The organism is Mycobacterium sp. 23 (assembly GCF_048287075.1).
Lineage (GTDB): Bacteria > Actinomycetota > Actinomycetes > Mycobacteriales > Mycobacteriaceae > Mycobacterium > Mycobacterium gordonae_B.
The window spans coordinates 5,642,264-5,666,643 of sequence record NZ_JBLVUX010000005.1; the positions used below are offsets into that span (position 1 = coordinate 5,642,264).

General features: G+C 67.4%; 23 protein-coding genes. 11 read left to right on the forward strand and 12 right to left on the reverse strand.

The annotated features are described in order from the left end of the window. Window positions 1-46: 46 nt before the first annotated feature. Complete coding sequence (locus ACNQS7_RS27285; RefSeq protein WP_418014994.1) at window positions 47-1,660, reverse strand: PucR family transcriptional regulator; 1,614 nt, start codon at window positions 1,658-1,660, stop codon at window positions 47-49. A gap of 82 nt (window positions 1,661-1,742) precedes the next feature. On the opposite strand from ACNQS7_RS27285, the gene pruA reads away from it, so the two are divergent. Further along, window positions 1,743-3,374, forward strand: coding sequence for an L-glutamate gamma-semialdehyde dehydrogenase (gene pruA / locus ACNQS7_RS27290; protein WP_418014995.1), 1,632 nt, complete (start codon window positions 1,743-1,745; stop codon window positions 3,372-3,374). Next, on the forward strand, window positions 3,374-4,330 hold the full coding sequence (locus ACNQS7_RS27295; RefSeq protein WP_418014996.1) for a proline dehydrogenase family protein: 957 nt from the start codon (window positions 3,374-3,376) through the stop codon (window positions 4,328-4,330). The genes pruA and ACNQS7_RS27295 overlap by 1 nt, the downstream gene beginning before the upstream one ends. Window positions 4,331-4,440: 110 nt before the next feature. Here ACNQS7_RS27295 and ACNQS7_RS27300 read toward each other — a convergent pair whose 3' ends face one another. Genes ACNQS7_RS27300 through ACNQS7_RS27335 form a run of 8 tightly spaced genes read right to left on the reverse strand, consistent with a single transcriptional unit; the run spans window position 4,441 to window position 11,164 of the window. Next, window positions 4,441-5,061, reverse strand: coding sequence for a TetR/AcrR family transcriptional regulator (locus tag ACNQS7_RS27300; RefSeq protein WP_418014997.1), 621 nt, complete (start codon window positions 5,059-5,061; stop codon window positions 4,441-4,443). Between the two features lie 8 nt (window positions 5,062-5,069). Then, on the reverse strand, window positions 5,070-6,239 hold the full coding sequence (locus ACNQS7_RS27305; protein ID WP_418014998.1) for a lipid-transfer protein: 1,170 nt from the start codon (window positions 6,237-6,239) through the stop codon (window positions 5,070-5,072). Continuing rightward, a complete protein-coding gene (locus ACNQS7_RS27310) occupies window positions 6,239-6,691 on the reverse strand; it encodes a MaoC family dehydratase (RefSeq protein ID WP_418014999.1) in 453 nt (150 codons plus the stop codon). The genes ACNQS7_RS27305 and ACNQS7_RS27310 overlap by 1 nt, the downstream gene beginning before the upstream one ends. Further along, window positions 6,688-7,815: an acyl-CoA dehydrogenase family protein gene (locus ACNQS7_RS27315; protein WP_418015000.1), complete on the reverse strand. Its 1,128-nt coding sequence runs from the start codon at window positions 7,813-7,815 to the stop codon at window positions 6,688-6,690. Before ACNQS7_RS27315 ends, ACNQS7_RS27310 begins: the two co-directional genes overlap by 4 nt. A 2-nt stretch (window positions 7,816-7,817) precedes the next feature. Beyond that, a complete protein-coding gene (locus ACNQS7_RS27320) occupies window positions 7,818-8,216 on the reverse strand; it encodes a Zn-ribbon domain-containing OB-fold protein (RefSeq protein WP_418015001.1) in 399 nt (132 codons plus the stop codon). Further along, complete coding sequence (locus ACNQS7_RS27325) at window positions 8,216-8,758, reverse strand: FAS1-like dehydratase domain-containing protein (protein ID WP_310772959.1); 543 nt, start codon at window positions 8,756-8,758, stop codon at window positions 8,216-8,218. The genes ACNQS7_RS27320 and ACNQS7_RS27325 overlap by 1 nt, the downstream gene beginning before the upstream one ends. Then, a complete protein-coding gene (locus tag ACNQS7_RS27330) occupies window positions 8,755-9,957 on the reverse strand; it encodes an acyl-CoA dehydrogenase family protein (protein ID WP_418015002.1) in 1,203 nt (400 codons plus the stop codon). Before ACNQS7_RS27330 ends, ACNQS7_RS27325 begins: the two co-directional genes overlap by 4 nt. A gap of 4 nt (window positions 9,958-9,961) precedes the next feature. Continuing rightward, window positions 9,962-11,164, reverse strand: a complete 1,203-nt coding sequence (locus tag ACNQS7_RS27335; protein ID WP_418015003.1) for a cytochrome P450 — start codon at window positions 11,162-11,164, stop codon at window positions 9,962-9,964. A 170-nt stretch (window positions 11,165-11,334) separates the two neighbouring features. Here ACNQS7_RS27335 and ACNQS7_RS27340 point away from each other — a divergent pair, with 170 nt between their 5' ends. The 6 genes from ACNQS7_RS27340 (at window position 11,335) to ACNQS7_RS27365 (ending at window position 17,870) form a co-directional block, all read left to right on the forward strand. Then, window positions 11,335-12,801: an aldehyde dehydrogenase family protein gene (locus tag ACNQS7_RS27340; protein WP_418015004.1), complete on the forward strand. Its 1,467-nt coding sequence runs from the start codon at window positions 11,335-11,337 to the stop codon at window positions 12,799-12,801. Between the two features lie 383 nt (window positions 12,802-13,184). Then, the gene (locus tag ACNQS7_RS27345) at window positions 13,185-14,336 is read left to right on the forward strand and encodes an IS30 family transposase (protein ID WP_418014653.1); all 1,152 of its coding nucleotides are present in this window, start codon (window positions 13,185-13,187) and stop codon (window positions 14,334-14,336) included. Window positions 14,337-14,407: 71 nt separating this feature from the next. Continuing rightward, window positions 14,408-14,617, forward strand: coding sequence for a hypothetical protein (locus tag ACNQS7_RS27350; RefSeq protein WP_055577977.1), 210 nt, complete (start codon window positions 14,408-14,410; stop codon window positions 14,615-14,617). 115 nt (window positions 14,618-14,732) lie between these two features. Continuing rightward, on the forward strand, window positions 14,733-15,641 hold the full coding sequence (locus tag ACNQS7_RS27355) for an alpha/beta fold hydrolase (protein ID WP_418015005.1): 909 nt from the start codon (window positions 14,733-14,735) through the stop codon (window positions 15,639-15,641). 2 nt (window positions 15,642-15,643) lie between these two features. Next, window positions 15,644-16,456 (forward strand): esterase/lipase family protein, encoded by an 813-nt coding sequence (locus ACNQS7_RS27360; RefSeq protein WP_418015006.1) that lies wholly within the window; start codon window positions 15,644-15,646, stop codon window positions 16,454-16,456. A 10-nt stretch (window positions 16,457-16,466) separates the two neighbouring features. Then, a complete protein-coding gene (locus ACNQS7_RS27365) occupies window positions 16,467-17,870 on the forward strand; it encodes an acyl-CoA synthetase (protein ID WP_418015007.1) in 1,404 nt (467 codons plus the stop codon). Window positions 17,871-17,891: 21 nt separating this feature from the next. Here the strand turns inward: ACNQS7_RS27365 and ACNQS7_RS27370 are convergent, their stop codons facing one another. After that, complete coding sequence (locus ACNQS7_RS27370) at window positions 17,892-18,137, reverse strand: hypothetical protein (protein ID WP_310772936.1); 246 nt, start codon at window positions 18,135-18,137, stop codon at window positions 17,892-17,894. 79 nt (window positions 18,138-18,216) lie between these two features. Between ACNQS7_RS27370 and ACNQS7_RS27375 the strand changes: the two genes are divergently transcribed. Both ACNQS7_RS27375 and ACNQS7_RS27380 read left to right on the forward strand, forming a co-directional pair. Continuing rightward, on the forward strand, window positions 18,217-18,720 hold the full coding sequence (locus ACNQS7_RS27375) for a MarR family winged helix-turn-helix transcriptional regulator (protein WP_418015008.1): 504 nt from the start codon (window positions 18,217-18,219) through the stop codon (window positions 18,718-18,720). 112 nt (window positions 18,721-18,832) lie between these two features. After that, on the forward strand, window positions 18,833-20,137 hold the full coding sequence (locus tag ACNQS7_RS27380; RefSeq protein WP_418016172.1) for an MFS transporter: 1,305 nt from the start codon (window positions 18,833-18,835) through the stop codon (window positions 20,135-20,137). On the opposite strand, the gene dapD is transcribed toward ACNQS7_RS27380, so the two are convergent. After that, the gene (gene dapD / locus ACNQS7_RS27385) at window positions 20,098-21,051 is read right to left on the reverse strand and encodes a 2,3,4,5-tetrahydropyridine-2,6-dicarboxylate N-succinyltransferase (RefSeq protein WP_418015009.1); all 954 of its coding nucleotides are present in this window, start codon (window positions 21,049-21,051) and stop codon (window positions 20,098-20,100) included. The two genes, ACNQS7_RS27380 and dapD, sit on opposite strands and share 40 nt — an antisense overlap. A 97-nt stretch (window positions 21,052-21,148) precedes the next feature. Here dapD and dapE point away from each other — a divergent pair, with 97 nt between their 5' ends. Then, complete coding sequence (dapE, locus tag ACNQS7_RS27390; RefSeq protein WP_418015010.1) at window positions 21,149-22,213, forward strand: succinyl-diaminopimelate desuccinylase; 1,065 nt, start codon at window positions 21,149-21,151, stop codon at window positions 22,211-22,213. Here dapE and ACNQS7_RS27395 read toward each other — a convergent pair. Then, window positions 22,210-24,336 carry an AAA family ATPase gene (locus ACNQS7_RS27395; protein ID WP_418015011.1) on the reverse strand — a complete coding sequence of 709 codons (2,127 nt, stop codon included), beginning with the start codon at window positions 24,334-24,336 and terminating at the stop codon, window positions 22,210-22,212. The genes dapE and ACNQS7_RS27395 overlap by 4 nt on opposite strands. Between the last annotated feature and the right edge of the window lie 44 nt (window positions 24,337-24,380).

The following is a 24,380-nucleotide window of genomic DNA, read 5'->3' on the forward strand; positions in this document are numbered from 1 at the left end:
TCCACACGGTTCGCAGCCAGCGTGCACTGGTGCAGCGCCTCAAACTCTACTCCGCGTGCCGATCTCGGAATACTCTCCCGCCCGCGGGCTGGTCCGGCCGCTCGATGGCTCGCAGGCTTAACGAAAAGACCAGGCGCACATCAGGATCGGCCAGGGAGGTAGACAACAGCTGTTCGATTCGCCGCACCCGGTAGCGGACCGTGTTGGGATGTACCTGCAGCCAACTCGCTGCGGCGGCGATGTCGCCGAAGCAGTCCAGGTAGGTGTGCAGCGTCTCCGCCAGCACCGGATCCTGTGCGTTGAGCTGACGTACCCGCGGGTCGACCAGCCGCTCGTCGGCCCCGATCAGGGTGACGATCTCGTCGAGCAGCACCGTAGTGCGCGCCTCGGCCAGCGAGGTCACCCGGCCGAATGAGACCGGGTGACGCTCGGCGCTGTCCAGCACCCGGTCCACCTCGGCACGAGCAGCGGCGACGGCGGCCAGACCATGGACCGGCGCCGCGATAGCCGCCCGCAATTCGACGTTCAACTCGGTGCGAAGCGCGCCGATCGTGCCGCGCACCCAGGAGGCGACCGACCGGGTCTTCGAGATCCGCGGAAGCAAGGCGTAGATGCGGGAACCGTTCGACGCGACTTGCGCGTCCCGCCGAAAAGCACTGGCGCTCAGAGCTACAACGTCGGCAAGCCGGGCCTGACGGTCGCTGCCGCTGATGGTGTCCCAACCGATCACCGCGCCGATTCCGTCGACCGGCAACCCGAGGTCGCGCGCGTACTCGGATACGTCGCCCGGGTCGCCCTGACCCAGTCCGAGGAGTTGTTGCACCTGTCGGACATGCGGGGCCGGCCGGGCCGCCAGCCGGGCCATAATCCTGGCGGCCAGCACCGCGGCGCCCCGCAACATCTCCTCGGCGTCCTCGGCCAGTGGCTGCGAACCCTGCTGCACCCAAATGGTCCCCGCGAAGGTGGGCGGGCGCGATCGATGGATGCCGATGGCCAGCCGCGGGCGCAATCCCAGCTCGGGCCGTGCTTTGACGCGCACCACGTCGCCACCGGATCGCAGCTCGTCGAAGATGCCCCACTGGCCGATCCATTGCAGGTGCTCCGGTGGCCCGGCGCGGCCCAGGATCGAAAGCCGCCGCAACTCGTCGGCCTCGTCGCTGGAGGCCGAGTAGGCCAGCACATGGGACTGGGCATCCTCGATGCTGACCATCCCGTGGATGCGGTCGGCCAGGGACTGTGCGAGGCCGAACAGGTCGGTCCCGGAGTCCTCGTGCGGGTCGGCACGGTCCCCGTGGTGCTCCAAGACGTGGTTGACCAGCTGATAGATCCGCTCCCACCGGGCCTGGGGTTCGACCGCCACCACGGCGGCACCGACTCTGGCGGCCTTGGCCACCAGCTCATCGGAGGGGTGCTTGACGAAGACCGCCACCGGCACGCTGACCTGGTTGCCGATCCAACGCACCGCGTCGTCGTCGGTCACCCCGACGAAGAAGAACACGTCGGCCGAACCGGCGGCCCGTGCCAGGCCCAGCCGGACGTCATCGGTGTCGATCATCGCGGCTGATGCCACGGGCAGATCCAGGCCGCGCGGCGCCTGCACCAGGCTGACCATGGTGGCGTCCAGCGCGAGAAGTAGCTGACCGAGCGCAATCCCCGCCATTTGTCGGATTCTACTAGCTGAATCGTCATATCTTGTCCGATCAGCCAACCGATCGGTGCGCCCGCCCGGGGATTCTGACGGAATGGACGCGATCACCCAGGTACCCCTGCCGGCCAACGAGCCGGTTCACAACTACGCACCGAAGTCTGCGGAACGCACCCGCCTGCGCGCCGCACTGACAGCCCTGGCCGACCACCCGATCGACCTGCCGCACGTGATCGCGGGCGAGCACCGGATGGGCGCCGGTGAGCGGATCGATGTGGTCCAGCCGCATCGACACGCCGCCACGTTGGGGACGCTGACCAACGCCGAACACGCGGACGCTGTTGCCGCCATCGAGGCGGCCTGTGCCGCCAAAGCAGAGTGGGCGGAGACGCCGTTCGACGAACGCGCCGCGGTGTTCCTGCGGGCGGCCGACCTGCTGGCCGGACCGTGGCGGGAAAGGATCGCGGCCGCCACCATGCTGGGTCAGTCGAAGTCGGTGTATCAGGCCGAAATCGACGCACCGTGCGAGCAGATCGACTTCTGGCGGTTCAATGTCGCGTTCGCTCAGCAGATTTTGGCGCAGCAGCCTATCAGCGGGCCGGGGGAGTGGAACCGCAGCGACTATCGGCCGCTGGACGGCTTCGTCTATGCGATCACGCCGTTCAACTTCACCTCTATCGCCGCCAATCTGCCGACTGCTCCGGCGCTGATGGGCAACACGGTGATCTGGAAGCCGTCGATCACGCAGACGCTGTCGGCCTACCTGACCATGCAACTGCTGGAGGAGGCGGGGCTGCCGCCCGGTGTGATCAATCTGCTCACCGGAGACGGGTTGGCGGTATCGGATGTGGCGCTGCATGATTCGCGGCTGGCCGGAATTCACTTCACCGGATCGACGGCGACGTTCCAGCAGCTGTGGCAGCAGGTCGGTGCGAATATCGCTGGTTACCAGAGTTATCCGCGTCTGGTGGGAGAGACGGGTGGAAAGGACTTCGTGCTGGCCCATCCGTCGGGACGCCCGGATGTGTTGACGACGGCCCTGATTCGCGGCGCCTTCGACTATCAGGGCCAGAAGTGCTCGGCGGCGTCGCGGGCGTTCATCGCACATTCGGTGTGGCAACGGATGGGTGACGACTTTCTGGGAACGGTCGCCGGGCTCAGTTACGGCGACGTCACCGACCTGTCCAACTTCGGCGGCGCCCTGATCGACCGGCGTGCCTTCACCAAGAACGTCGACGCCATCGAGCGGGCCAAGGGCGCCGCCGGAGTCACTATCGCCGTGGGTGGCGAATACGACGACAGCGAAGGCTATTTCGTGCGACCTACCGTGTTGTTGTCCGACGACCCGACCGATGAGGCGTTCGCCACCGAGTACTTCGGGCCGCTGCTGGCGGTGCACGTGTACCCCGACGACCAGTACGACCGGATACTCGATGTGATCGACACCGGGTCGCGGTACGCGCTGACCGGAGCGGTGATCGCCGACGACCGCCAGGCCGTGCTGACCGCCCAGCGCCGGTTGCGTTTCGCCGCAGGCAATTTCTACGTCAACGACAAGCCGACCGGTGCCGTGGTGGGGCGCCAGCCCTTCGGTGGTTCACGTGGCTCCGGCACCAACGACAAGGCGGGTTCGCCGCTGAACCTGTTGCGCTGGACGTCGGCGCGCACCCTGAAGGAAACGTTCGTCCCGGCGACCGAGCACACCTACCCGCACATGGCGGCGCAGTGATGTCCGGGGTATTCGCGCACACGATGCGCCCGGCGATGCTGGCGGCCAGCCGGGCCGACGGGTTGCGGCATGTCGTGGAACGCTCCGCCTTGACGCAACGGGTGGTGCGCCGGTTCGTGCCAGGGAAGACGTTGAGCGGTGTCCTGGAAGTAGTTGCTGTGCTGCGTGATTCCGGGCGTTCAATCAGCATCGACTATCTGGGCGAGAACGTCGCCGACGCCGACGGCGCGGCGGCCACCGTTCAGGCGTACCTCGACCTGCTCGACGCGCTGGGACGCCGTGACGACCGCGTGTTCCACGGGGTGCGTCCGCTGGAGGTGTCACTCAAATTGTCGGCGCTGGGGCAATCTCTGGAACGCGACGGCGACAAGATCGCGCTGGACAATGCCCGCACCATTTGCGAGCGGGCCGAGGCGGTCGGCGCCTGGGTCACGGTGGACGCCGAAGACCACACCACCACCGATTCGACGCTGTCGATCTCGGGCGACCTTCGGGTCGATTTCCCCTGGCTGGGAACGGTGTTGCAGGCCTACCTACGTCGTACACACGGTGACTGCGCCGAGTTGGCGTCGGTGGGAGCACGGGTTCGGTTGTGCAAGGGCGCCTATGACGAACCGGCTGCGGTGGCGTATCGGGCCGCCGCCGACGTCACCGATTCCTATCTGCGCTGCCTGCGAGTCCTGATGGCCGGCCGCGGGTATCCGATGGTGGCTTCACACGACCCGGCGATCATCGATGCGGTGCCTGCCTTGGCAAGCGAATTCGGCTGCGATGCTTACGAATACCAGATGCTATATGGGATCCGGGACGACGAGCAGCTGCGGTTAGCGGGCGATGGCAACCGGGTGCGGGTGTATGTGCCCTTCGGCACGCAGTGGTACGGCTATTTCATGCGGCGACTGGCCGAGCGGCCGGCGAACCTTGCGTTCTTCCTGCGGGCGCTATCGGCGCATTGAGTGTGCGGCTACTGCGTCGAGTGTGCGGCCACTGCGCTGGAATCGCGATCGGGGCACAGTCACTGCACACTCGACGCCGTAGCCGCACAGTCGATATGGTCGCGCAGCCTTCAGCGTGGTCGGGACGCGCCGCGGACCGGCCGAGGACGCTCGCTGGCGAAGCCGCGCACCGCGAATGCGCTGACGAACTCGGCGACCACGGCAGGGTCGTCCATGTCCCGCACGGGTGATGCGGTGCTGAACAGGGAGAACAATATGCGCGCGAACCATTCTCCGGCCGCCTGCACATCGAGGTCTTTGCGTACCTCGCCGGTGAGCTTGGCAGCTGAGAGATAGGGCGCGAAGAAGTCGATGCATTCGCGCAGCAGCACCGCGGCGTCCTTGGTGAGCAGCAGGCTGATCGCGTCTTCGTCGAAGTACTCCTCAGAGGCGATGGCGCGCCGCGCCTGGGTGACGAAAACCGCTGCGTTGGCAAGCTTTTCCTCCAGCGCACCGCCGCGGGCCATGGCGCGGGACATTTCGCGGTAGAACTGCTCGGAGGCGTGCTCGGCGCAGGCCTCCAGGATCGCCCCCTTGTCCCGGAAGTACTCGTAGATCGTGCTTCGCGAGACGTTGGCCTCCCGCGCAATGTCGACGATCGTCGTCTTCAGCAGCCCGTGTTGACGGAAACACGCATACGCGGCATCGAGGATGAGTTCGCGCGTATCGGTCCCGGTGGGCGCCTGAGTCATGACCGCACCTAGCCGGCGCCGGCCAGGATCAGGCCGCTGGTGGGCACGCCGGTGCCCGAGGTGACCAGAACGTGTTCGACATGCTGCACCTGGTTGTAGGACGTGCCGCGGATCTGTCGAACGCCTTCGGTGATGCCGTTCATGCCGTGGATATATGCCTCGCCGAGCAGTCCGCCGTTGGTGTTTATCGGGAATTCACCGCCCAGCGAAAGCCTTTCGATGGTGGCGAAATCCTTCGCCTCGCCGCGCCCGCAGAAGCCGAGTTCTTCGAGCTGGGTGAACACGAACGGGGTGAAATGGTCGTAGATGAACGCGGTCTGGATGTCGGCGGGTTTGAGACCCGAATCGCGCCAGAGGCGCTCAGCGACGACGCCCATCTCGGGCAGCCCGGTGATGTCGTCGCGGTAGTAACTCGTCATCATCTCGCCGTCGGCGGCCGCGCCCTGTGCCGCCGCGGTGATGACGGCCGGGGGCTGGCGCAGGTCCCTCGCGCGTTCGGCGCTGGTGATCACCAGCGCGACGCCGCCGTCGCTCTCCTGGCAGCAATCCAGTAGTCGCAGCACCGGTTCGATGATCCAGCGCGAATTCTGGTGGTCCTCCAGCGTGATCGGGCGTTCGTAGAACCACGCGTCGGGATTGCGGGCGGCGTGCGCACGGTCGACGACGGCGATGCGGCCGAAGTCCTCGTTGGTCACTCCGTAGGTCGACATGTAGCGCTGCGCGTGCATCGCCACCCAGGCCGCCGGCGTCAGCAGTCCGAACGGCGCGTAATGCGCCATGAACAGCGGGGTCCCCAGGTCGGTGCGTCCGCTGCCGCCGAAACGGAAGCCGGAGCGCTCGTTGAAGGCGCGCCAGCACACCACCACGTCGGCAACGCCGGTCGCGACCGCCATCGCCGCGTGCACGACGGTGCCCGCCGCCGCGCCGCCGCCGTGGTGAACCCGGCTGAAGAAGCTCAGGTCGCCGATGCCGACGTTGCGGGCGATGTCGATCTCGTCGCTGGAGTCCATGGTGAAGGTGACCATGCCGTCGACGTCGCTGGGAGCCAGACCGGCGTCGTCGAGCGCGGCGCTGACGGCTTCGCACGCCAATTGCAGTTCGCTGCGCCCGGATTCCTTGGAGAACTCCGTCTGGCCGATGCCCACGATGGCGGCCGCGCCGGGCAGGGTTCCGCTCATCAGGCGGCTCCGCCCAGCAGGCTGAGCACCGCGGTTCCCGAGACGTGGTTGCCGAGGCTGTTGGCCGCCTGGAACGTCACTTCGACGAAGTTCTCTCCGTCAGTGCCTTCCGTCTTGCCGGTCACCGTGCCCGTGAAGCGCAGCGGGTCGTCCGGAAAACATGGCACGCCAAGGCGAATCGACAACTTCTTGACCATCGCGTCGGGCCCGGCCCAATCGGTGAGGAATCGCACGCAGTAACCGTTGCTGGTCAGGATGTTCATGAACAGGTTGGGCGAACCCTGCTTGTTGGCGTAGTCGCGGTCGTGATGCACGGGCATGAAGTCTCGGGAAGCGATCGCACCGGCGACGATCATGGTTGTGGTGATGGGGATTTCCATCGGGGTGACCTCGTCGCCCTCGGAGATGTCCTGCCACCTGAGAGTGGTGGTGCGGCTGTCGGTGGTGGTCATGCGGGTCCTTCCGAATCCGTCGCGCCGTACGTCGCGCCATACGTCGCGCCAAGGTGGGCAAGCTGCTGGGACGCCGGGCCGAGGGTGAGTTCGTTGTGCTTGGCCCACAGGAAATAGCGGTGCAAGGGATACGTGGTGTCGATCCCGATGCCGCCGTGCACGTGCTGGGCTGTGGCGGCCACCCGGGCGCCTGCTTCGGCCGCCCAGAATTTGGCGATGCGGGCCGCGCGGTCGGCGGGACGCCCGTTGGCCAGCAGCCACGCCGCATGCCAGGTGGTCCACCGGATCGCCTCGACATCGATGAAGGCGTCGGCCATCCGCTGCTGCACGGCCTGAAAGCTGCCTATCGGCCGGCCGAACTGCTCACGCTCGCTGGTATAGCGGGCGGCGATATGCAGCGCCCGGTCGACGACGCCGAGCTGAATGGCGCACAGCGCGATCAGGGCACGGGTGTAGAGCGACTCGACGTCGCCGGCGAGCCGGTCCTGCCCGGCAACCGCTGCCCCGTCCAGAAATACGTCGGCATGCGGCTCGCGGCTGGTGGTCGGCATCGGCCGCACCTCGACGCCGTGAGCGTCGGTGGCCACGAGGAAAATCGCCGCATCGCCGTCCTCGGTGGTGGCCGGAATCAGCAGGGTGTCAGCCAGTTGCGCGGCGGGCACCAATTCCTTCGCCCCGTCGAGGCGCCAATTCGTTCCATCGCGCCGAGCGGTGGTCACCGGGAACCTCGGATCGGAGCGACCCGGTTCTGCCAAACCCGCGGTGAGGATGCGGTCGCCGGCCACCACGTCGGGCAGGTAGCGGCGCCGTTGGTCCGGATTACCGTAGCGGGCAATGGGATCGGCACCCAGCGCCAGAGTGGCGTAGGCCGGCACCGGGGCCACGGCCCATCCGACCTCGGCCAGCAGCACCCCGAGTTCCAGGAAGCCGCCTCCGTTTCCGCCCACCGATTCCGGTAGCGCGGTGCCGAGCAGGTCGATGGCGCCCAGTTCCTTCCACAGCGCCTCGTCATAACGGACCCCGGCTTCGAGTTCGGTCAGCCGGTCCGGGCTGACGCGACGCTCGAACAACTCGCGGGCCAGCTTGGCGGCCGTCTCCTGATCTTCGGTGAAGGTGAAGTCCATGGCTAGCTACTCGGCCGGAACTGGTGCAACACCAGATCGTTGTCGAAGCTCTGGAAGTAGACCTCGACCGGCATTCCGACGGTGACGTCGGCCGGGTCGATGCCGGTCAGGTTGGAGACTAACCGGATGCCTTCCTCGAGTTGCACCAGCGCCACCACGTAGGGGTAGTCGAAGAACGGGAACCGAGGCTCGTGCGGCATCACGTAGCTGTAGACGGTGCCTCGGCCCGATGACTCGATGGGCTCCCACCCCAGCGAGCGGCAGTGCGGACACATCGGCCGGGGCGGGTGGCGCAGCGCGCCGCAGCCGCTACAGCGCTGAATCAGGAGCTTGTTGTCTCGCAACCCGTTCCAGAAGAACTCGGTGTCGGGGCTGATAGTCGGCGGCAGTCGAGTGGCCATCAGTTGGCCGGCTTGAATCGCAGGACCCGGAACCGTTGCCGGCCAAGCACTTCACCGTGCTGGTCGGTATAGGTGGTCAACCAGGTCAGAAAGAAACCGGTGCCCAGCGCCGTTGTCTTCTCGTCGGAGACCGATTCGTACACGGCCGTCGAGCTGATCACATCGCCCAGCCTCGGATAGCGTTCGATCTCAAACTCCGAGTTGGTGGCCACCGTGCTGGTGTATCCGGCCTCGTCCAGGAAAGCCGTTGGATTGGACTTGATTTCGACCGGGGCGCCGCCGCGGTCTCCGATACCCTCCAGCTTCGGGGAGGGCATGATCCAGGTCTGCAGCATGACCGGCGGCGACACGATGCCACCGAACCTCGACGTCGCCGCGAAATCCGGGTCGATGTAGACGGGATTGAAATCGGCGAGCGCATAGGCCCAGTGCCGGATCATCGGCTGATTGACCGGATCGGGCGCCAGCTGGGGCTTTCCGGTTCCGCCAGTGGGCTGGCCGACCAGGGCCCGCACCTTGGCCTGCAGCTCAGCGTCTGTCACTGAGATCCTCCTGATTTCTCGGTTGCTCGAAGAGCACGCGGTGCCCGTGGCATGCCCAGGCCGGCCATGGCGATGATGTCACGCTGAATCTCGTTGGCGCCGCCCCCGAAGGTGTTGATGACCGCCTGCCGATAGGCAGATTCCAGCGCGCCTCGCAGCGGCGCCTGCGGCCCGCGCCGTATCCCGTTGCCGTCCAAGACTTCCAGCAGCTGCCGGGCTACTTGCTGGGTGAGTTCGGTGCCGAACACCTTCGCCGCCGACGCTTCACCCATGTTCAGGATGCCCTTGGTCATGGCCGCGTTCACCCGGAGGTTGACCAGTTTGTAGGCGGCGACCTGTGCTTCGACCCGGGCCAAAGCCTGTTGCACCCAGGGCTGGTCGATCACCCTGGCGCCGTCGAGTTCGGTGTCGGTGGCCCACTGCAGGGTCTTTTCGAACAGCGGCTCGAGCGCGCCGAGGTTGCCCAGCGCGGCGCGTTCGAAGTTCAGCTGGGTGGTGATCAGCTGCCACCCCTGGTTCTCTTCGCCGACCAGCGCGCTCACCGGTACCCGGACGTTGTCGTAGAACGTGTAGAAGGTGGAGATGCCGGGCATGGTGTGCAGGGGTTGCCAGGAGAAACCGGGCGAGGAGGTGGGCACGATGAGTATCGAAATACCTTTGTGCTTCTTGGCGTTCGGGTCGGTGCGGACCGCCAGCCAGATGTAGTCGGCATAGGCGGCGCCGCTGGTGAACATCTTCTGGCCGTTGATCACGTACTCGTCACCGTCACGGACCGCGGTGGTGCGCACCGACGCCAGATCACTGCCCGCCCCGGGTTCGGAGTAACCGATGGCGAACTCGACGCTGCCGTCCAGGATGGCCGGCAGAAACCGTCGCTTCTGCTCCTCGGTGCCTTGCTGCATCAGCGTCGGGCCCACCGTATTGAGCGTCACCAACGGGATCGGTGCGCCCACCCGGCGGGCCTCCTCGGAGAAGATGAATTGCTCGATCGCCGAGAAGCCGCGTCCGCCATACTCTTCGGGCCACCCGACGCCGAGCAGATCGGCCTGTGCCAGCGCGCGCACGGTGTCGCGCACCGCGGGACCGCCCTCGATGTTGTCGCCAATGGCCGCCAGGCGCTCGGGCGTCATCACCTGCTCCAGGGTGGCGCGCATCTCGGCGCGCAGTTGCTCCTGCTCGGGGGTGTATTCCAGGTGCACCGGCTCAGGCCCCCAACCGAACGGGCATCCGCTTGACCCCGGGCACCATAGTGGCTTTCATGCGGTCGACGTCGCCGACCAGTTCGAGCCGGGGATAGCGACGCAACAACTCCTCGAAGAACACGGTGGCTTCCAGCCGTGCCAATTGCGCTCCGATGCAGGAGTGTTCGCCACACCCGAACGCGATATGCGGGTTGGGGTGGCGCGTCACCCTGAACTCTTCGGAGTCGGCGCCGAACACATCCTCGTCCCGGTTGGCCGACCCGTACAGCATGGTGACCACCTCACCCTCGCGGATCAGCCGGCCACGGATCTCGGTATCGGTCGTCGCCACCCGCGACATGCTGACCACCGGGCTGGTCCACCGCAGCATCTCCTCGACGGCACCGGGGATCAGCGTCGGGTCCTCGATCAGCAACCGGCATTGGTCGGGATGCTCGATCAATGCGAGGGTGCCCAGGGCGATCAGGTTGCGGGTGGTCTCGTTTCCGGCGACGAGTAGCAGGAACGAAAAATTAAGCAGGTCCTCGTCGGTGAGCCGGTGTTCGTCGAGTTCGGCTTCGGCCAGTACCGACAGCAGGTCATTGCGCGGTTCGACGCGGCGCGCGGCGATAAGCTTCTGGAAGTATTCGAACAGCTGGCCGATGGCCACGAATGCGTCGAGTTCGATCTCGGGATCGGCCGTGCCGGTGGCGGCGTCCGACCAGGCGCGGAACTGCTCCCAGTCCTGTGTCGGAGCGCCGATCAGCTCGGCGATCATCCGGGTGGGCAACGGCGCCGCGATCTCCTCGGCGAATTCGTGCACGGACCCGGGTTCTACCTGATCGAGGATGCCGCGCACGATTTCGCGGATCTTGGGTTCGAGCACCGCCACACGCCGCCGCGTGAAGCCCGAGTTGATCAGCTTGCGCATCTGCCGGTGCCGCGGGGGATCGGTGAAGATGAGGTTGCCCTCCTGAACCGGGTTGGGCACGTTCGGATCCGGTATCGAGATGCCTTTGGTCGAGGTGAAGAGCGCCGGGTTGCTCGAGACGTAGCGGATGTCCTCGTACTTCAACAGGGCCCAGAATTCGGTCACGTCGTTCCAGTGCACCGGGGAGGTCGCGCGCAGCTCCCGGTACGCCGGGTAGGGGTCACCGGCATAGAAATCGGGGGAGTGCAGCGGAGCATCGGTGAGCACGGCGCGCCTCCCTGCGATCCGACACATCGACATGAAGTGTCCTGTGGATCGTGTCTACTCTGAGGCTTGCACCGATGTCAACACACGGTCAACGCATTGAAATGGAGTGCAATTCAACGCGGGGCGATGATTGACCCCGAGTCTCGGCGGGTGTACACCAGGTTGATAGATGACCGACTTTTAGGGTGAGGAAGCAGATGGCCGAACTACCGCCCACCGGACTGATCGACACCTATCAGCTCTACATCGACGGCCGTTGGGTGGAGCCGGAAAACGGCCGCTACGACGACATCTCGCCGTCCACCGAGCAGGTCATCGCCACCGCGCCGGACGCGAGCGTCGGGCAGGTCAGTGCCGCGGTCGATGCCGCGCGCCGGGCATTCGACGACGGGCCGTGGGCCACCATGAGCGCGGAGCAGCGCGGAAACTGCCTCAGCCAGCTCGGCGACGCACTGCTGAAGTACGCCGACGACTTCTTCGCGCTGTCCCAGGTGGAGTGGGGCTGCACCGCCAACGAGCGGATGATGCAGATCGACGGTGCCGCGTTCATGTCCATGCACTCCGCGCAACTTGCCACGCAACTGGCCGACGAGACGGTCTCCGGGATCGGTGCCGGAAAGACGGTGCTGCGTCACGTCCCGCTGGGCGTCGTATCGGTCCTGACGCCGTGGAACTTCCCGCACCTGCTCAACATCATGAAGCTCAACCACGCGCTGACCGCGGGCAACACCGTCGTCCTCAAGCCGTCCCCGCTGACACCGCTGGCCGGGTTGGCCCTCGCGCGAATCATCGACGAGCACACCGACTTTCCGCCCGGCGTGATCAATGTCGTCACCCCGTCGGGCATCGAGGCGGCCCAACTGCTCACCACCGATCCGCGGGTCGACATGGTCAGCTTCACCGGCAGTACCGTTGTCGGCCGCCAGGTCATGTCCGCCGCGGGCGACTCGTTGAAGCGGCTGCTACTGGAGCTCGGTGGCAAATCCGCGTGCATCATCCTCGACGACGCCGAGGTCACCGACGACATGTTGCAGCAGATGCTGTTCGACTGCTGCTCAATGCATTCCGGCCAGGCGTGCATTCTGCAGAGCAGGCTGTTGGTGCCCGATTCGCTGCACGACGACGTCGTGGAACGACTGGTCGCGTTGGCGCGTGCGGTGAATGTCGGCGACCCGACCGACCTCGACGTGCAGATGGGTCCGTTGATCAGCGACGCGCAGCGCGGCCGGGTCGAAGCGCACGTCGCCGGGGCGTTAGGCGAGGGTGCCAGCCTGGCCACCGGCGGCGGCCGCCCGGCCGGCCTGGACACCGGCTTCTACTTCGAGCCGACGATCCTGACCGGCGTCGAGCCTGACTTCGTGATCGCCCAGGAAGAAGTCTTCGGGCCGGTGCTGAGCGTGCTTCGGTACCGCGACGAGGATGACGCGGTCGCGATCGCCAACAACTCCAGTTACGGCCTGTCCGGCTCGGTGTGGGGTGGCGACGTGGATCGCGCGGTGGGCGTCGCCCGCCGCATCCGGACCGGGCAGGTCGCGGTCAACGGGTGCGGGCCCGGCGCCGCCCCTTTTGGTGGTTTCAAGCTCAGCGGTCTGGGTCGCGAGGGCGGCGGCATCGGTGGGGTTTACCAGTACATGGAGCAAATGGCGATCGGGGTTCCGGCATGAGCGGACCCCTCACGGGGCTCCATGTCGTCAGACGGGTCATCGGCGAGCGGGTGCTCGGTGGCTGACGTTCCAACGCCGACCGTGAAGCTGGCTTCACCATCGGCGCCTCAGACTCAAGTGGTCGCTGCAACACCTGATCGGTTTAGGGGTGTTGTCTGGTGTCGTTGGCAGGTTTGAGTAGCAAACAGGCGGAGTTGGATGCGGCGCGGGCCGTGTTCTTGGAGGGTGTCAGGTCGGGTTTGTCGCGAACGGCGGCGGCAACGGTGGCTGGGGTGTCGCACACTACGGGCAACAAATGGGCTCGGGCCGCGGGGTATCCGCCGGTGGCCCGACATCATGGGATTCGGTACGCGGCTGCTGTCCGGGAAGCGTTTTGGGCAGCGATGTATTCGGGCGATTCCCCCGAGCAGGCCGCGGTGCACGCCGGCGTGTCGCTCACCCGGGCCCGTATCTGGGTCAAACAGGCTGGTTATGTGCCCAGAACCCGACCCTGCGCCGAAGCTGAGATCGATGCGGCGCGTCGACCGCGCGCGCCGTTGACGTTCATCGAACGGTGCCGACTTGAGGAGTTGCTCGAATCTGGCTGCGCCCCGCGGGACGCGGCGCAGCGGCTGGGCCGCCATCGTGACACCATCGAGCGCGAGGTGGTCAAGGGGATGACCGGTTCGGGGTATCGGGCCAGGGTCGGCCAGGACGTGGCTGAGGCCAACCGCAAGCGCCCCAAACTGCGTCACCTTGAGTCCAGGCCTGCACTGTTGGCCGAGGTGGTGGCACGGTTGGAGAAGAACCATAGCCCCGAGCAGATCGCGGGCCGGCTACGCGAAGATTACCCCGACGATCCGGAGATGTGGGTGTCACACGAGACGATCTATCAGGCGATGTATGTCCAGCCGCGCGGGGAGCTGGCCCGGCTGGTCAAGACCGCGTTGCGTACCGGCAGGACTCGGCGAAAGCCACAGGGCCGCAGCGAAACTGGCGTAGGCAAGCTCAAGGGGATGATCAACATCAGCGAGCGTCCCGCCGAAGCCGATGACCGCGCGATCCCTGGACATTGGGAAGGGGATTTGATCCTGGGCAGCACCGCCTCGGGCTCAGCGATCGGCACCCTGGTCGAGCGCACCACGGGATTCGTGGTGCTGCTCAGGCTGCCCGGTGACCACACGGCGGCCACCCTGGCCGAGGCGATGACCGCCAAGATTCCCGAAATCCCGGAGGTCCTGCGTCGCTCGCTGACCTGGGACCAAGGCAGCGAGATGGCCCTGCACACCCAGATCACCGAGGCCACCGGCCTGCCGATCTACTTCTGCGACCCACACACCCCTTGGCAACGCGGCACCAACGAAAACACCAACGGCCTGCTACGCCAGTACTTCCCCAAAGGCACCGACCTGTCGTTCTACGGCCCCGGCTGGCTCGACGAGGTCGCCGCGGAACTCAACGCACGACCCCGCAAACGCTTCGGCTGGCGCACACCCGCCGAAGAACTCGACCGACTACTCTCAGACCCGTCCACATTCGTTGCAGCCACCGCCTGAATCCAAGCGCCGAGCGTGAGGCCAGCTTCACGCTCGGCGGGAGGGCGAGGCTGACGATCTAACGTGACGGAGTGACGTGGAAGAGATGCGAGGGTAAGGCCATTGCGGACAGTGCCCTCGGCGAAGACGCGCGGGACGCGCAGCTCGAGGACTACATCCGCATGCAGAACCCGCAGCTGACCGACATCCGACTGGCGGGCGCCACGCCCCTGGAGGAGTCGGATTCCAGCGTGCAGCCGCCCCGGCGGTGGTATCGCGTCGTCTACCTGGCCAACGACTGACGAGGCTCTGAACTGGGCTGATCCGTAATCTGATGCAAAAGTGTATCGGATATCACGTTCCGAAACGGGGTGAAAGGGGTGCATCGCGACCCGTCCGCATGACAAGCTGCACGGCATGGTTGTCGCGATCGCCCGCCCCAAGATCGAAGGAAGCATCGCCGTCGGCGAAGACCGGCAGATCGGCTTCGCCGAATTCGGCGCGCCGCAGGGGCGCGCGGTCTTCTGGCTGCACGGCACACCGGGCGCGCGCCGGCAGATCCCGACCGAGGCCCGCGTCTATGCCGACCACCACAACGTCCGTCTGATCGGCGTCGACCGGCCGGGTATCGGCTCGTCGACCCCCTATCAGTACGAGGCCGTCTCCGCGTTCGCCGACGACCTGCGCGCCATCGCCGACACCCTGGGCATCGAGAAGATGGCCGTCGTCGGGTTGTCCGGCGGGGGCCCCTACGCCCTCGCCTGCGCCGCCGGGCTGGCCGATCGGGTGGTGGCGGCGGGTGTGCTCGGCGGTGTGGCGCCGACTCAGGGGCCCGACGCGATCAGCGGCGGCCTGATGAACCTCGGGCTGCGGGTCGCGCCGTTGCTGAGGCTCGGCGGTAATCCGCTGCGGCTGGGGGCGAGCCTGATGATCCGCGCCGCGCGCCCGATCGCGTCCCCGGCGCTCGACGTCTACGCGCTGCTCTCACCCGAGGCCGACCGGCATCTGCTCACCCGGCCCGAGTTCAAGGCGATGTTCCTCGACGACCTGCTCAACGGCAGCCGCAGGCAGCTCGCGGCGCCGTTCAACGACGTGATCGTCTTCGCCCGTGACTGGGGATTCCGGCTCGAGGAAGTCACGGTCCCGGTCCGCTGGTGGCACGGCGACCACGACCACATCATCCCGTTCTCCCATGGCGAGCACGTCGTGTCGCGGTTGCCCAACGCCGAACTGTTTCATCTCCCCGGCGAGAGTCATCTCGCCGGTCTCGGCCGCGGCGAGGAGATTCTGGCCACCCTGATGAAGGTCTGGGACGAGGAGGCTTGATCATGCTGGCCGACGCCGCCGACCCGGGCGTGGACCGTCCCGTGTGGTCCGGTCACACCACCGCCGTGGCCCCGGGAATGGGCCTCTGGCTCACCGACATCCCGCGCGCCGTGATCGAGTACGGCCAGTTGGTCGCCGCGCTGCCGCTGCGGCGTGCGCTCCCGTCCGGTGACGGGCATCCGGTGCTGGTGTTGCCCGGCTTGCTCGCCGGCGACGGCACCACCTGGACCCTGCGCCGCCTGCTGACCCGGCTCGGTTATCAGGCGCACGGGTGGGGGCTCGGCGTCAACGTCGGGCCGACGACCAAGGTGGTCGCCGGTATGTCCGCGCTTCTCGACGAGCTGCACGACCGGTATGACGCTCCGGTCAGCCTGATCGGCTGGAGCCTGGGCGGCATCTTCGCGCGCCGGCTGGCCCGCCGCAGTCCGTCGGCGGTGCGCCAGGTGATCACACTCGGCAGCCCGTACCGCATGCAGCACGAAGGCCAATCCCGGGCCGCGCGCCACTTCAACCTGTTCGCGCGCCTGCACGCGGAACGGCACGAGTTGCCGCTGTCGATGGAGAACGAGCCCCTGCAGGTGCCGGCGACGTCCATCTACTCGCGCTATGACGGCATGGTCGCGTGGCAGACGTGTGTCGATGCCGCGTCCGACTGTGCGGAGAACATCGAGGTGCTCAGCAGCCACATCGGTTACGGCCATCACCCGGCCACCGTCTGGGCGATCGCGGACCGGCTGGCGCAACCGGCCGGGAGTTGGACCCCGTTCCGGCCGCCGGCGGCACTGCGTCCGTTGTTCCCCAAGCCGCACGGGTAGCCTCCCAGACGTGTTGCTGAGCTCGCTGAATCCCTCGGCCGTCACCGCCACCGACATCCCCGACGCGGTCAGCATCGACGGGTACACCCTCAGTCGCAGCGATCTGGTCGGCGCCGCGACGTCGGTCGCCGAACGGGTGGCCGGCGCCAATAGGGTGGCCGTGTTGGCCGCACCGACCGCATCGACGGTGCTGGCGATCACCGGTTGCCTGATCGCCGGTGTGCCCGTCGTTCCGGTGCCGGCCGACGTCGGCGTGGCCGAGCGCCGCCACATGCTCGCCGACTCCGGCGCCCAGGCGTGGCTCGGGCCGACCCCGGAGGATCCAGAAGGCCTGCCGCACATCCCGGTTCGGCTGCACGCGCGATCCTGGCACCGGTACGCCGAGCCGTCACCGGAGTCGGTGGCGATGGTGGTGTACACCTCGGGCACCACCGGATTGCCCAAGGGCGTGCAGGTCAGCCGGCGAGCGATCGCCGCAGACCTCGACGCGCTGGCCGACGCGTGGGAGTGGACACCGGACGACGTGTTGGTGCACGGGTTGCCGCTCTATCACATCCACGGTCTGGTGCTCGGCATGCTCGGGTCCCTGCGGGTGGGAAACCGCTTCGTGCACACCGGAAAACCGACGCCGGGCGGCTACGCTGCCGCCCGCGGGACGTTGTACTTCGGCGTTCCGACGGTGTGGTCGCGGGTCGTGGCCGACAGCGCGGCCGCCGAAGCGCTGCGGCCGGCCCGTCTGCTGGTATCCGGCAGCGCGGCGCTGCCGGTCCCGGTGTTCGAGCGACTCGAGCAGTTGACCGGGCACCGGCCCATCGAACGCTACGGCGCATCGGAGTCGCTGATCACGGTGTCCACGCGCGCCGACGGGGAACGGCGTCCGGGCTGGGTGGGTCTGCCCTTGGCCGGCGTGCAGACGCGGCTGATCGACGACCACGGTGAGCCGGTTCCCCACGACGCGGAAACCGTCGGCAAGCTCCTCGTCCGGGGCCCGACGCTGTTCAACGGCTACCTGAACCGGCCCGAGGCCACCGCCGAGGCGTTCGACCCCGACGGCTGGTACCGCACCGGCGACGTGGCGGTTGTGGACAGCGGCGGCATGCACCGCATCGTCGGCCGCGAGTCCGTCGACCTGATCAAGTCCGGCGGGTACCGGATCGGCGCGGGGGAGATCGAGACCGTGCTGCTCGGGCATCCCGGTGTGGACGAAGTCGCGGTGGTCGGGCCGCCGGATGACGACCTGGGGCAGCGGATCGTCGCGTACGTGGTCGGCTCCGCCGATGCGGACGAGCTGATCAACTTTGTCGCGCAACAGCTTTCGGTGCACAAGCGGCCGCGTGAGGTGCGCTTTGTCTCCTCGCTGCCCCGCAACGCGCTCGGCAAGGTGCTGAAAAAGCAGTTGCTCGCCGAAGGTTGACGGGCGGGACCCTGGCTGCGGCTACGGAACCAGTGCCCAGAACGGGTGGGTGACCGACCAGACCGGGTGGGTCAGATCGTCGGTGTAGTGGTAGATCGGGTGCGTCGGCGGCGGAGTGGGGCGCATCGGCGCGACCGGTGAATGCATCGGTCCGATGTTGGGCTGGCCGGGGGCGGCCGCGGCCACCGCGGGACCTCCCAGGGCGGCCGCCAGGGACAGTCCGGCGGCACACAGCACCCCCGCCGATAAGGTGCGAATCTTCGACATTTCGTGCTCCCTCCTCGAATGATTGTCAATCGTAGTTGACAATCACCAGAGTAGGCCCCGGTCCGGTAGCTTGTCAATAATGGTTGACGAGCAGACGCCGCGCTCCCCGCAGACCGAACTCGGTCAGAACATGCGGATGGCCTGGTGGAGTTACGTCACTCGGCTCGACACCGATATGGAAGCGGCCGGGTTCCCGGAGCGGCGCTTCGCGATGAACTACGTGTTCGCCCTTTATGCGCAGCCCGGGCCGATGACGATCTCGGAGATCGGACGACAATTCGACGTCTCGCGCCAGGCGGCCAGCAAACTGGTCGGCGAACTGCGCCGCGACGGCTACGTGGAGACCGAGGTGTCGGCGACCGACCAGCGCGAGAAGGTGGTGGTGCTGACGCCCAAGGCGATCGAGTACGTCACCGCCCGCCGGCGCGCCGCGGCCGAACTCGACCGCGCAATCGCCGGGCGCGTCGGCGAATCCGGTCTGGCCGATTTGCAGCGGCTGCTGCACGCGGTCGGCGACGTGGCGACGGCCGGAATTAACTACGATCCCAGCAACGTGTACAAGTCACCCAGGCTCTGGGAATAGCACGCGCCGCAAAATCCAGCATGTTCGCAGCATTTTCACGGCGTCTGACGGGTTTGACGCCTTAGCCTCGACCGCTATGCGTCCTTCCGCTGCTGACCCCTGCGCCTCGCCCATGCGACGGGTGGCCCTCGCCTGCATGGTCGGCTCGACGGTCGAGTATTACGACTTCTTCATCTACGGCACCGCCGCGGCGCTGGTGTTTCCCACCGTTTTCTATCCGCATCTGAGCCCGATGATGGCCACCGTGGCGTCGATGGGAACGTTCGCCACCGCCTTCCTGTCCCGTCCGCTCGGCGCCGCCGTCTTCGGGCATTTCGGAGATCGGCTGGGACGCAAGAGAACCCTGGTCGCCACCCTGTTGATCATGGCGCTGTCGACCGTGACGGTCGGCCTGGTGCCCGGGAGCGCGACGGTCGGCGTGGCGGCTCCGCTCATCCTGATCACCTTGCGGCTGCTGCAGGGATTCGCGGTCGGCGGCGAGTGGGCGGGATCGGCCCTGCTGAGCGCGGAGACGGCTCCGGAGGGCCGGCGCGGCCGCTACGGCATGTTCACCGTCGTCGGCGGCGGGATCGCGCTGATGCTGACCAGCCTGACCTTCCTCGGTGTGAATTTCACCATCGGCGAGGGCAGTTCGGCATTCATGACATGGGGGTGGCGCATCCCGTTCCTGTTCAGCGGGGTCCTGATCGCGATCGCCCTCTACGTACGCCTGAACCTCAGGGAAACGCCGGTATTTGCCCGGCAGGAGTCCCATAACCTCACGGCCCCAACGCCTTTCGCGGAAGTTTTGCATCTGCAGCGGCGTGAGGTGGTGCTGGCCGCCGGCTCCGTCCTGGGCTGTTTCGGCCTGGTCTACCTGGCCAGCACTTACCTGACCGCCTATGCCCACACGCATCTGGGCTATTCGCGCAACGTGATCCTGCTGGTCGGCGCGCTGGGCGGATTGACCTGCATCGCCTCGGCATTGCTCACGTCGACGCTGTGCGATCGGTTCGGGCGGCGCCGGGTCCTGCTGGTGTGCTGGTCGGTGGGCATTCCGTGGGCTTTGCTGGTGATGCCGCTCATCGACTCGGGAAACGTCACCCTGTTCGCGGTCGCGATCGCCGGGTTGTTCGTGGTGGACGGCGCGGTGTTCGGCCCCGTCGCCTCGTTCGTACCGGAGCTGTTCCCGACCCGGTACCGCTATACCGGCACCGCGCTGGCGATCAACCTCGCCGGCGTCCTCGGCGGTGCGGTACCCCCGCTGATCGCCGGTCCGCTGTCAGCGGATTACGGCAGCTGGGCGATCGGTCTGATGATGGCGACCCTGGCGCTGGTGAGCCTGGTCGCGACGTATCTGCTGCCCGAAACCAACGGGATCACCCTCGGTGAGCCGGCTCAGTTGGCGTGCAGTTCCGCGTTGAGCTCGATGCCCTGACCGTCGCGCGACACCACCTCCACCGCACCGGTCAGCGAATTGCGGCGGAAGAGCAGGTTGTTGCCGCCCGACAGCTCCCGCGCCTTGACCGATTTGCCTTCCGGCGTGCTGACTTTGGTGCCGGCGGTGATGTACAGGCCCGCCTCCACCACGCAGTCGTCGCCCAGTGAGATGCCCAGTCCGGCGTTGGCTCCCAGTAGGCAGCGCTCGCCGATCGAGATGACTTCAGCACCTCCGCCGGACAACGTGCCCATGATGGACGCGCCGCCGCCGATGTCGGAACCGTCACCCACCACGACGCCCGCCGAGATGCGGCCCTCCACCATGGACGCGCCCAGGGTTCCGGCATTGAAGTTGACGAAGCCCTCGTGCATGACCGTGGTCCCCGGGGCCAGGTGGGCGCCGAGCCGGACCCGGTCGGCGTCGGCGATGCGCACGCCCGAAGGCAGCACGTAGTCGACCATGCGGGGGAATTTGTCGACGCCGTAGACCGTCACCGGTCCGAGTCGGCGCAACCGCGCCCGAACCGCTTCGAAGCCTTCGACCGCGCAGGGGCCGCGGTTGGTCCACACCACATTGGTCAATACCCCGAACAAGCCGCCGGCGTTCAGCCCGTGCGGCGCCACCAGGCGATGCGACAACAGGTGCAGGCGCAGGTAGGCGTCGTAGGCGTCGGCGGCCGCATCGTCCAGCGAGCCGATCGCCGTGCGGATCGCGATCGTCTCGGTCTGCCGGTCGTCGTCGCGCCCGACGAGCGCACCCAGCACCGCCGGCAGATCCGACAACGCCAGCCGCGTGGTCGCGGTGGTCTCCGATTCGGTCAGTTCGGGTTCGGGGAACCATGCGTCCAGGACAGATCCGTCGGAGGCGAGGGTCGCCAGGCCAATACCTGCAGCTCCAGTCACGGTCGTCAAGGCTACTTTGGCTGGCGAGCAGACGCGGAATCGCATCCAACAGCCCCCGCGAGTGCGACTTCGCGTCTCCTCGCGGGGTTGGCCCTAGGCTGGAGCTGTGCTGGATTTGCGCGGAGACCCTGTCGAGCTGACCGCGGCGCTGGTCGACATTCCCAGCGAGTCGCGGGACGAGGCGCGCATCGCCGACGAGGTCGAGGCCGCCCTGCGCGAGCAGACATCCGGGTTCGAGATCATCCGCAACGGCAACGCGGTGCTGGCCCGCACGTCGCGAGGGAAGCCGTCCCGCGTGCTGCTGGCCGGGCATCTGGACACCGTCCCGGTGGCCGACAACCTGCCCAGCCGGCTCGAGGACGGCGAACTGCACGGCTGCGGCACCTCCGACATGAAGTCCGGCGACGCCGTCTTCCTGCACCTCGCCGCAACGGTCGCCGAGCCGGCGCACGACCTGACCCTGGTCTTCTACGACTGCGAGGAAATCGAGTCCGCGGCCAACGGTTTGGGCCGACTGGAGCGCGAGCTGCCGGACTGGCTGACGGCCGACGTGGCGATCCTTGGCGAGCCCACCGGCGGGTTCATCGAGGCCGGTTGCCAGGGCACGTTGCGCGTCGTCGTCAGTGCTGCTGGAACCCGCGCGCACTCGGCGCGATCTTGGTTGGGTGACAACGCGATTCACAAATTGGGTGCCGTGCTGGATCGCCTTGCCGGCTATCCGGCGCGCAGCGTCGACATCGACGGTTGCGGGTACCGGGAGGGCCTGTCGGCCGTGCGCATCGACGGCGGCATCGCGGGCAATGTGATTCCCGATGCCGCATCCGTCACCGTCAATTTCCGCTTCGCCCCGGACCGCTCACCTGAGGACGCATTGCGGCATGTCCATGAGGTGCTCGACGGGCTGGACGTGTCGATCGAACTGACCGACTCCGCGGCGGGCGCGTTACCAGGTCTGTCGGCGCCGGCCGCCAAGGCTCTGGTCGAGGCCGCCGGGGGACAGGTGCGGGCGAAGTACGGCTGGACGGACGTCTCCCGGTTTGCGGCGCGGGGCATGCCGGCGCTCAACTACGGGCCGGGCGACCCGAACCTGGCGCACAAGCGCGACGAGCGGGTGCCGGTCGCCGCGATCACCGCGGCGGTGGACATGCTGCGGGGATATCTGACCAGTTAGGCGCTGAACTGCCTGGCCTGCGCCGCCGCATCCGCGGCCGCGGCGCCCATCCCGATCGCCGCCAGGTCATCGGCCACGGCCTTCAACGCGTCCGCATCACCGGCGACCAGTGCGCTGGCGTGTCTGGATACGAGATGCCCCACCGGGCAATTGATTTCAGCGACCAGGCGAGTGGCCGGGTCGGCAGCTCGCCGGTCGCCCAGGCGGATGGCGTCATGCCAGGCGAGCAGCGCCACCGCCGACTGTCCGGCCCGCTCGGCCGCGCGGGCGGCTTCGCGAGCCGCCGTGACCGCGCCGGTCTGATCACGCGCGGCCGCCCGGGTCCAGGCGCGCGCCATCCCGAGTTCGGGGGCGAACAGGGCCGACTTGGTCCCATGCCGGGATTCCGCGCGGCGCAATGCTTTGGCAGAGCCGGGAATATCGCCTTGGCGGGCGATCGCCGTCGTCAGCAACATCAGCGACAACGGACCCCAGGAATAGCCGGTGCGTTCCAGCTCGGCGGCGGCAGGATCCAAAAGTTCTGCGGCCGAATTGAATTCACCCTTCACCAGCAACACGTAAGCCAGCAGCACCTCGCCGATCGCGCGGCCCGGCTGTTGCAATTCGGCGAAATCGGTGAACTGCTGTGCCAAAGTCTGCGCTTCGTCTACTTCGCCCGCCATCAACAGCGAGGTGATCTGGCCAAGTCCCACCGTGAACCGCAGCAGTCCGGGATGTTCGGCGGCCGCAGCCTGTCCGGCGAGCCGCTCGACGTCGTCGAACCGGCCCATCCGGGCCGAGGACAGGGCTGCTGCGCTGGCCGCCCAGGACACCGCCAGGTCGCTCGCCGCAGATCCGGACAGCACCTGGTTAGCCAAAGTCGTTGCACGATGCAGGTTTCCGGCATTCATCGCGAACGTGGCACTCAGTCCGTCCAGCACCGTGCGCGCCGCCGGGTCGGTCAGCCGACCGCGGGTGGTCTGCAGGAAAGCGGTGGCTTTCTCCGGTTCGCCGAGCATGAAGAATTGATTGGCAGCCCGCGGCACCGCCCACGCCATCAACTCCGATTCCGACAGTTGCGCCGGTTCCACCGCCGCCAGCACCGCTCCCGCTTCGCGGCCGCGTCCCTGCCAGCCCAGTGCCTGCCCCAGCACCAGACGGGACTGCAGTCCGCCGGACTGATCGACGGCGGCCCGCGCCAACCGTTCGGCCAGCAGCAGATCGCCCAGTCGCAGCGCCTGTTGCGCGGCTTCGGCCACCTCTTCCACCGGTTGGGGTGCGTCGCAGTCCAGTGCCAGGGACGCCAACCGCAGCCGGTCGCTGAGGTGCTCGGCCGGATGCTGCGCCAGGAGCTTCACCAACTCCGTGCGCCGTCGTCGTACGCCGTCGGCTCCCAGCGCCGCCCGCGCGCGCACCGCGAAAAGCGGGTGCGCGGTGTAGACCATCGGGCGCTGGTCGTCGTGGTTGCGTATCCGGGTCTCGGCGGCCCCCAACTCCTCGGCTTGACCGACCGCGCCGTGACCGGCGAGGACGTTCAGGTCGTCGAGCGTCAGCGGCTCCAGGATCGACAAGAACTCGACCACTGCCCGCGCCGGTTCCGGCAATTCCGCGAGGAACTCGTCGACCTCGGCCGCGGTCGTGGTCCCCGCGGGAGGCTCCAGGTCGATGCGGTCCAGTAGGCCGTCGGTCCACAACGCCGCGATCGCCGGCGGGGCCGCATCAGCGCGGGCGGTGACGATCATCCGGGCCGCCCGGGTGAGCGCCAACTGATACACCAGGGTGGCCGACAGGATGTCCAGGTCGTGCGCCTCGTCGACGATGAGGAGCAGATCACCTTGCTCGGCGGCGCGGGTCAGTGAGGTGCGGGCGGCGCGCAACAACGCGGCGGGCTTGCCGATGTCGGCGATGTCGATCAGATGGCCGAAGGCGCCGAACGGAACCACCCGCTCGGCCGGGGTGCCAATGACCCAGCGGGTAGTCGTGGCCGGGTGTCGGCCGCAGAACTCTTCCGCGGCCAGCCGCGCCAAGGTGGATTTGCCGACGCCGTCGGGTCCGAGTACCACCGCACCACCCTTGTCGGTCAACGCGGCGGTGAGCCGCTGTAGAGCGGCCGTGTGCTGGGGGACGTTCCAACGAATCGGCACCGTTGCGAGTCTATGGCCCGCGTTCGGTACGCGGCTTCCGCAGG

Coding starts and splice junctions, on each gene's coding strand:
- ACNQS7_RS27285 (WP_418014994.1), bottom strand. CDS start 1,660: ATGGCGGGGATTGCGCTCGGTCAGCTACTTCTCGCGCTGGACGCCACC.
- pruA (WP_418014995.1), top strand. CDS start 1,743: ATGGACGCGATCACCCAGGTACCCCTGCCGGCCAACGAGCCGGTTCAC.
- ACNQS7_RS27295 (WP_418014996.1), top strand. CDS start 3,374: ATGTCCGGGGTATTCGCGCACACGATGCGCCCGGCGATGCTGGCGGCC.
- ACNQS7_RS27300 (WP_418014997.1), bottom strand. CDS start 5,061: ATGACTCAGGCGCCCACCGGGACCGATACGCGCGAACTCATCCTCGAT.
- ACNQS7_RS27305 (WP_418014998.1), bottom strand. CDS start 6,239: ATGAGCGGAACCCTGCCCGGCGCGGCCGCCATCGTGGGCATCGGCCAG.
- ACNQS7_RS27310 (WP_418014999.1), bottom strand. CDS start 6,691: ATGACCACCACCGACAGCCGCACCACCACTCTCAGGTGGCAGGACATC.
- ACNQS7_RS27315 (WP_418015000.1), bottom strand. CDS start 7,815: ATGGACTTCACCTTCACCGAAGATCAGGAGACGGCCGCCAAGCTGGCC.
- ACNQS7_RS27320 (WP_418015001.1), bottom strand. CDS start 8,216: ATGGCCACTCGACTGCCGCCGACTATCAGCCCCGACACCGAGTTCTTC.
- ACNQS7_RS27335 (WP_418015003.1), bottom strand. CDS start 11,164: ATGTGTCGGATCGCAGGGAGGCGCGCCGTGCTCACCGATGCTCCGCTG.
- ACNQS7_RS27340 (WP_418015004.1), top strand. CDS start 11,335: ATGGCCGAACTACCGCCCACCGGACTGATCGACACCTATCAGCTCTAC.
- ACNQS7_RS27345 (WP_418014653.1), top strand. CDS start 13,185: ATGTATTCGGGCGATTCCCCCGAGCAGGCCGCGGTGCACGCCGGCGTG.
- ACNQS7_RS27355 (WP_418015005.1), top strand. CDS start 14,733: ATGGTTGTCGCGATCGCCCGCCCCAAGATCGAAGGAAGCATCGCCGTC.
- ACNQS7_RS27360 (WP_418015006.1), top strand. CDS start 15,644: ATGCTGGCCGACGCCGCCGACCCGGGCGTGGACCGTCCCGTGTGGTCC.
- ACNQS7_RS27370 (WP_310772936.1), bottom strand. CDS start 18,137: ATGTCGAAGATTCGCACCTTATCGGCGGGGGTGCTGTGTGCCGCCGGA.
- ACNQS7_RS27375 (WP_418015008.1), top strand. CDS start 18,217: ATGGTTGACGAGCAGACGCCGCGCTCCCCGCAGACCGAACTCGGTCAG.
- ACNQS7_RS27380 (WP_418016172.1), top strand. CDS start 18,833: ATGCGACGGGTGGCCCTCGCCTGCATGGTCGGCTCGACGGTCGAGTAT.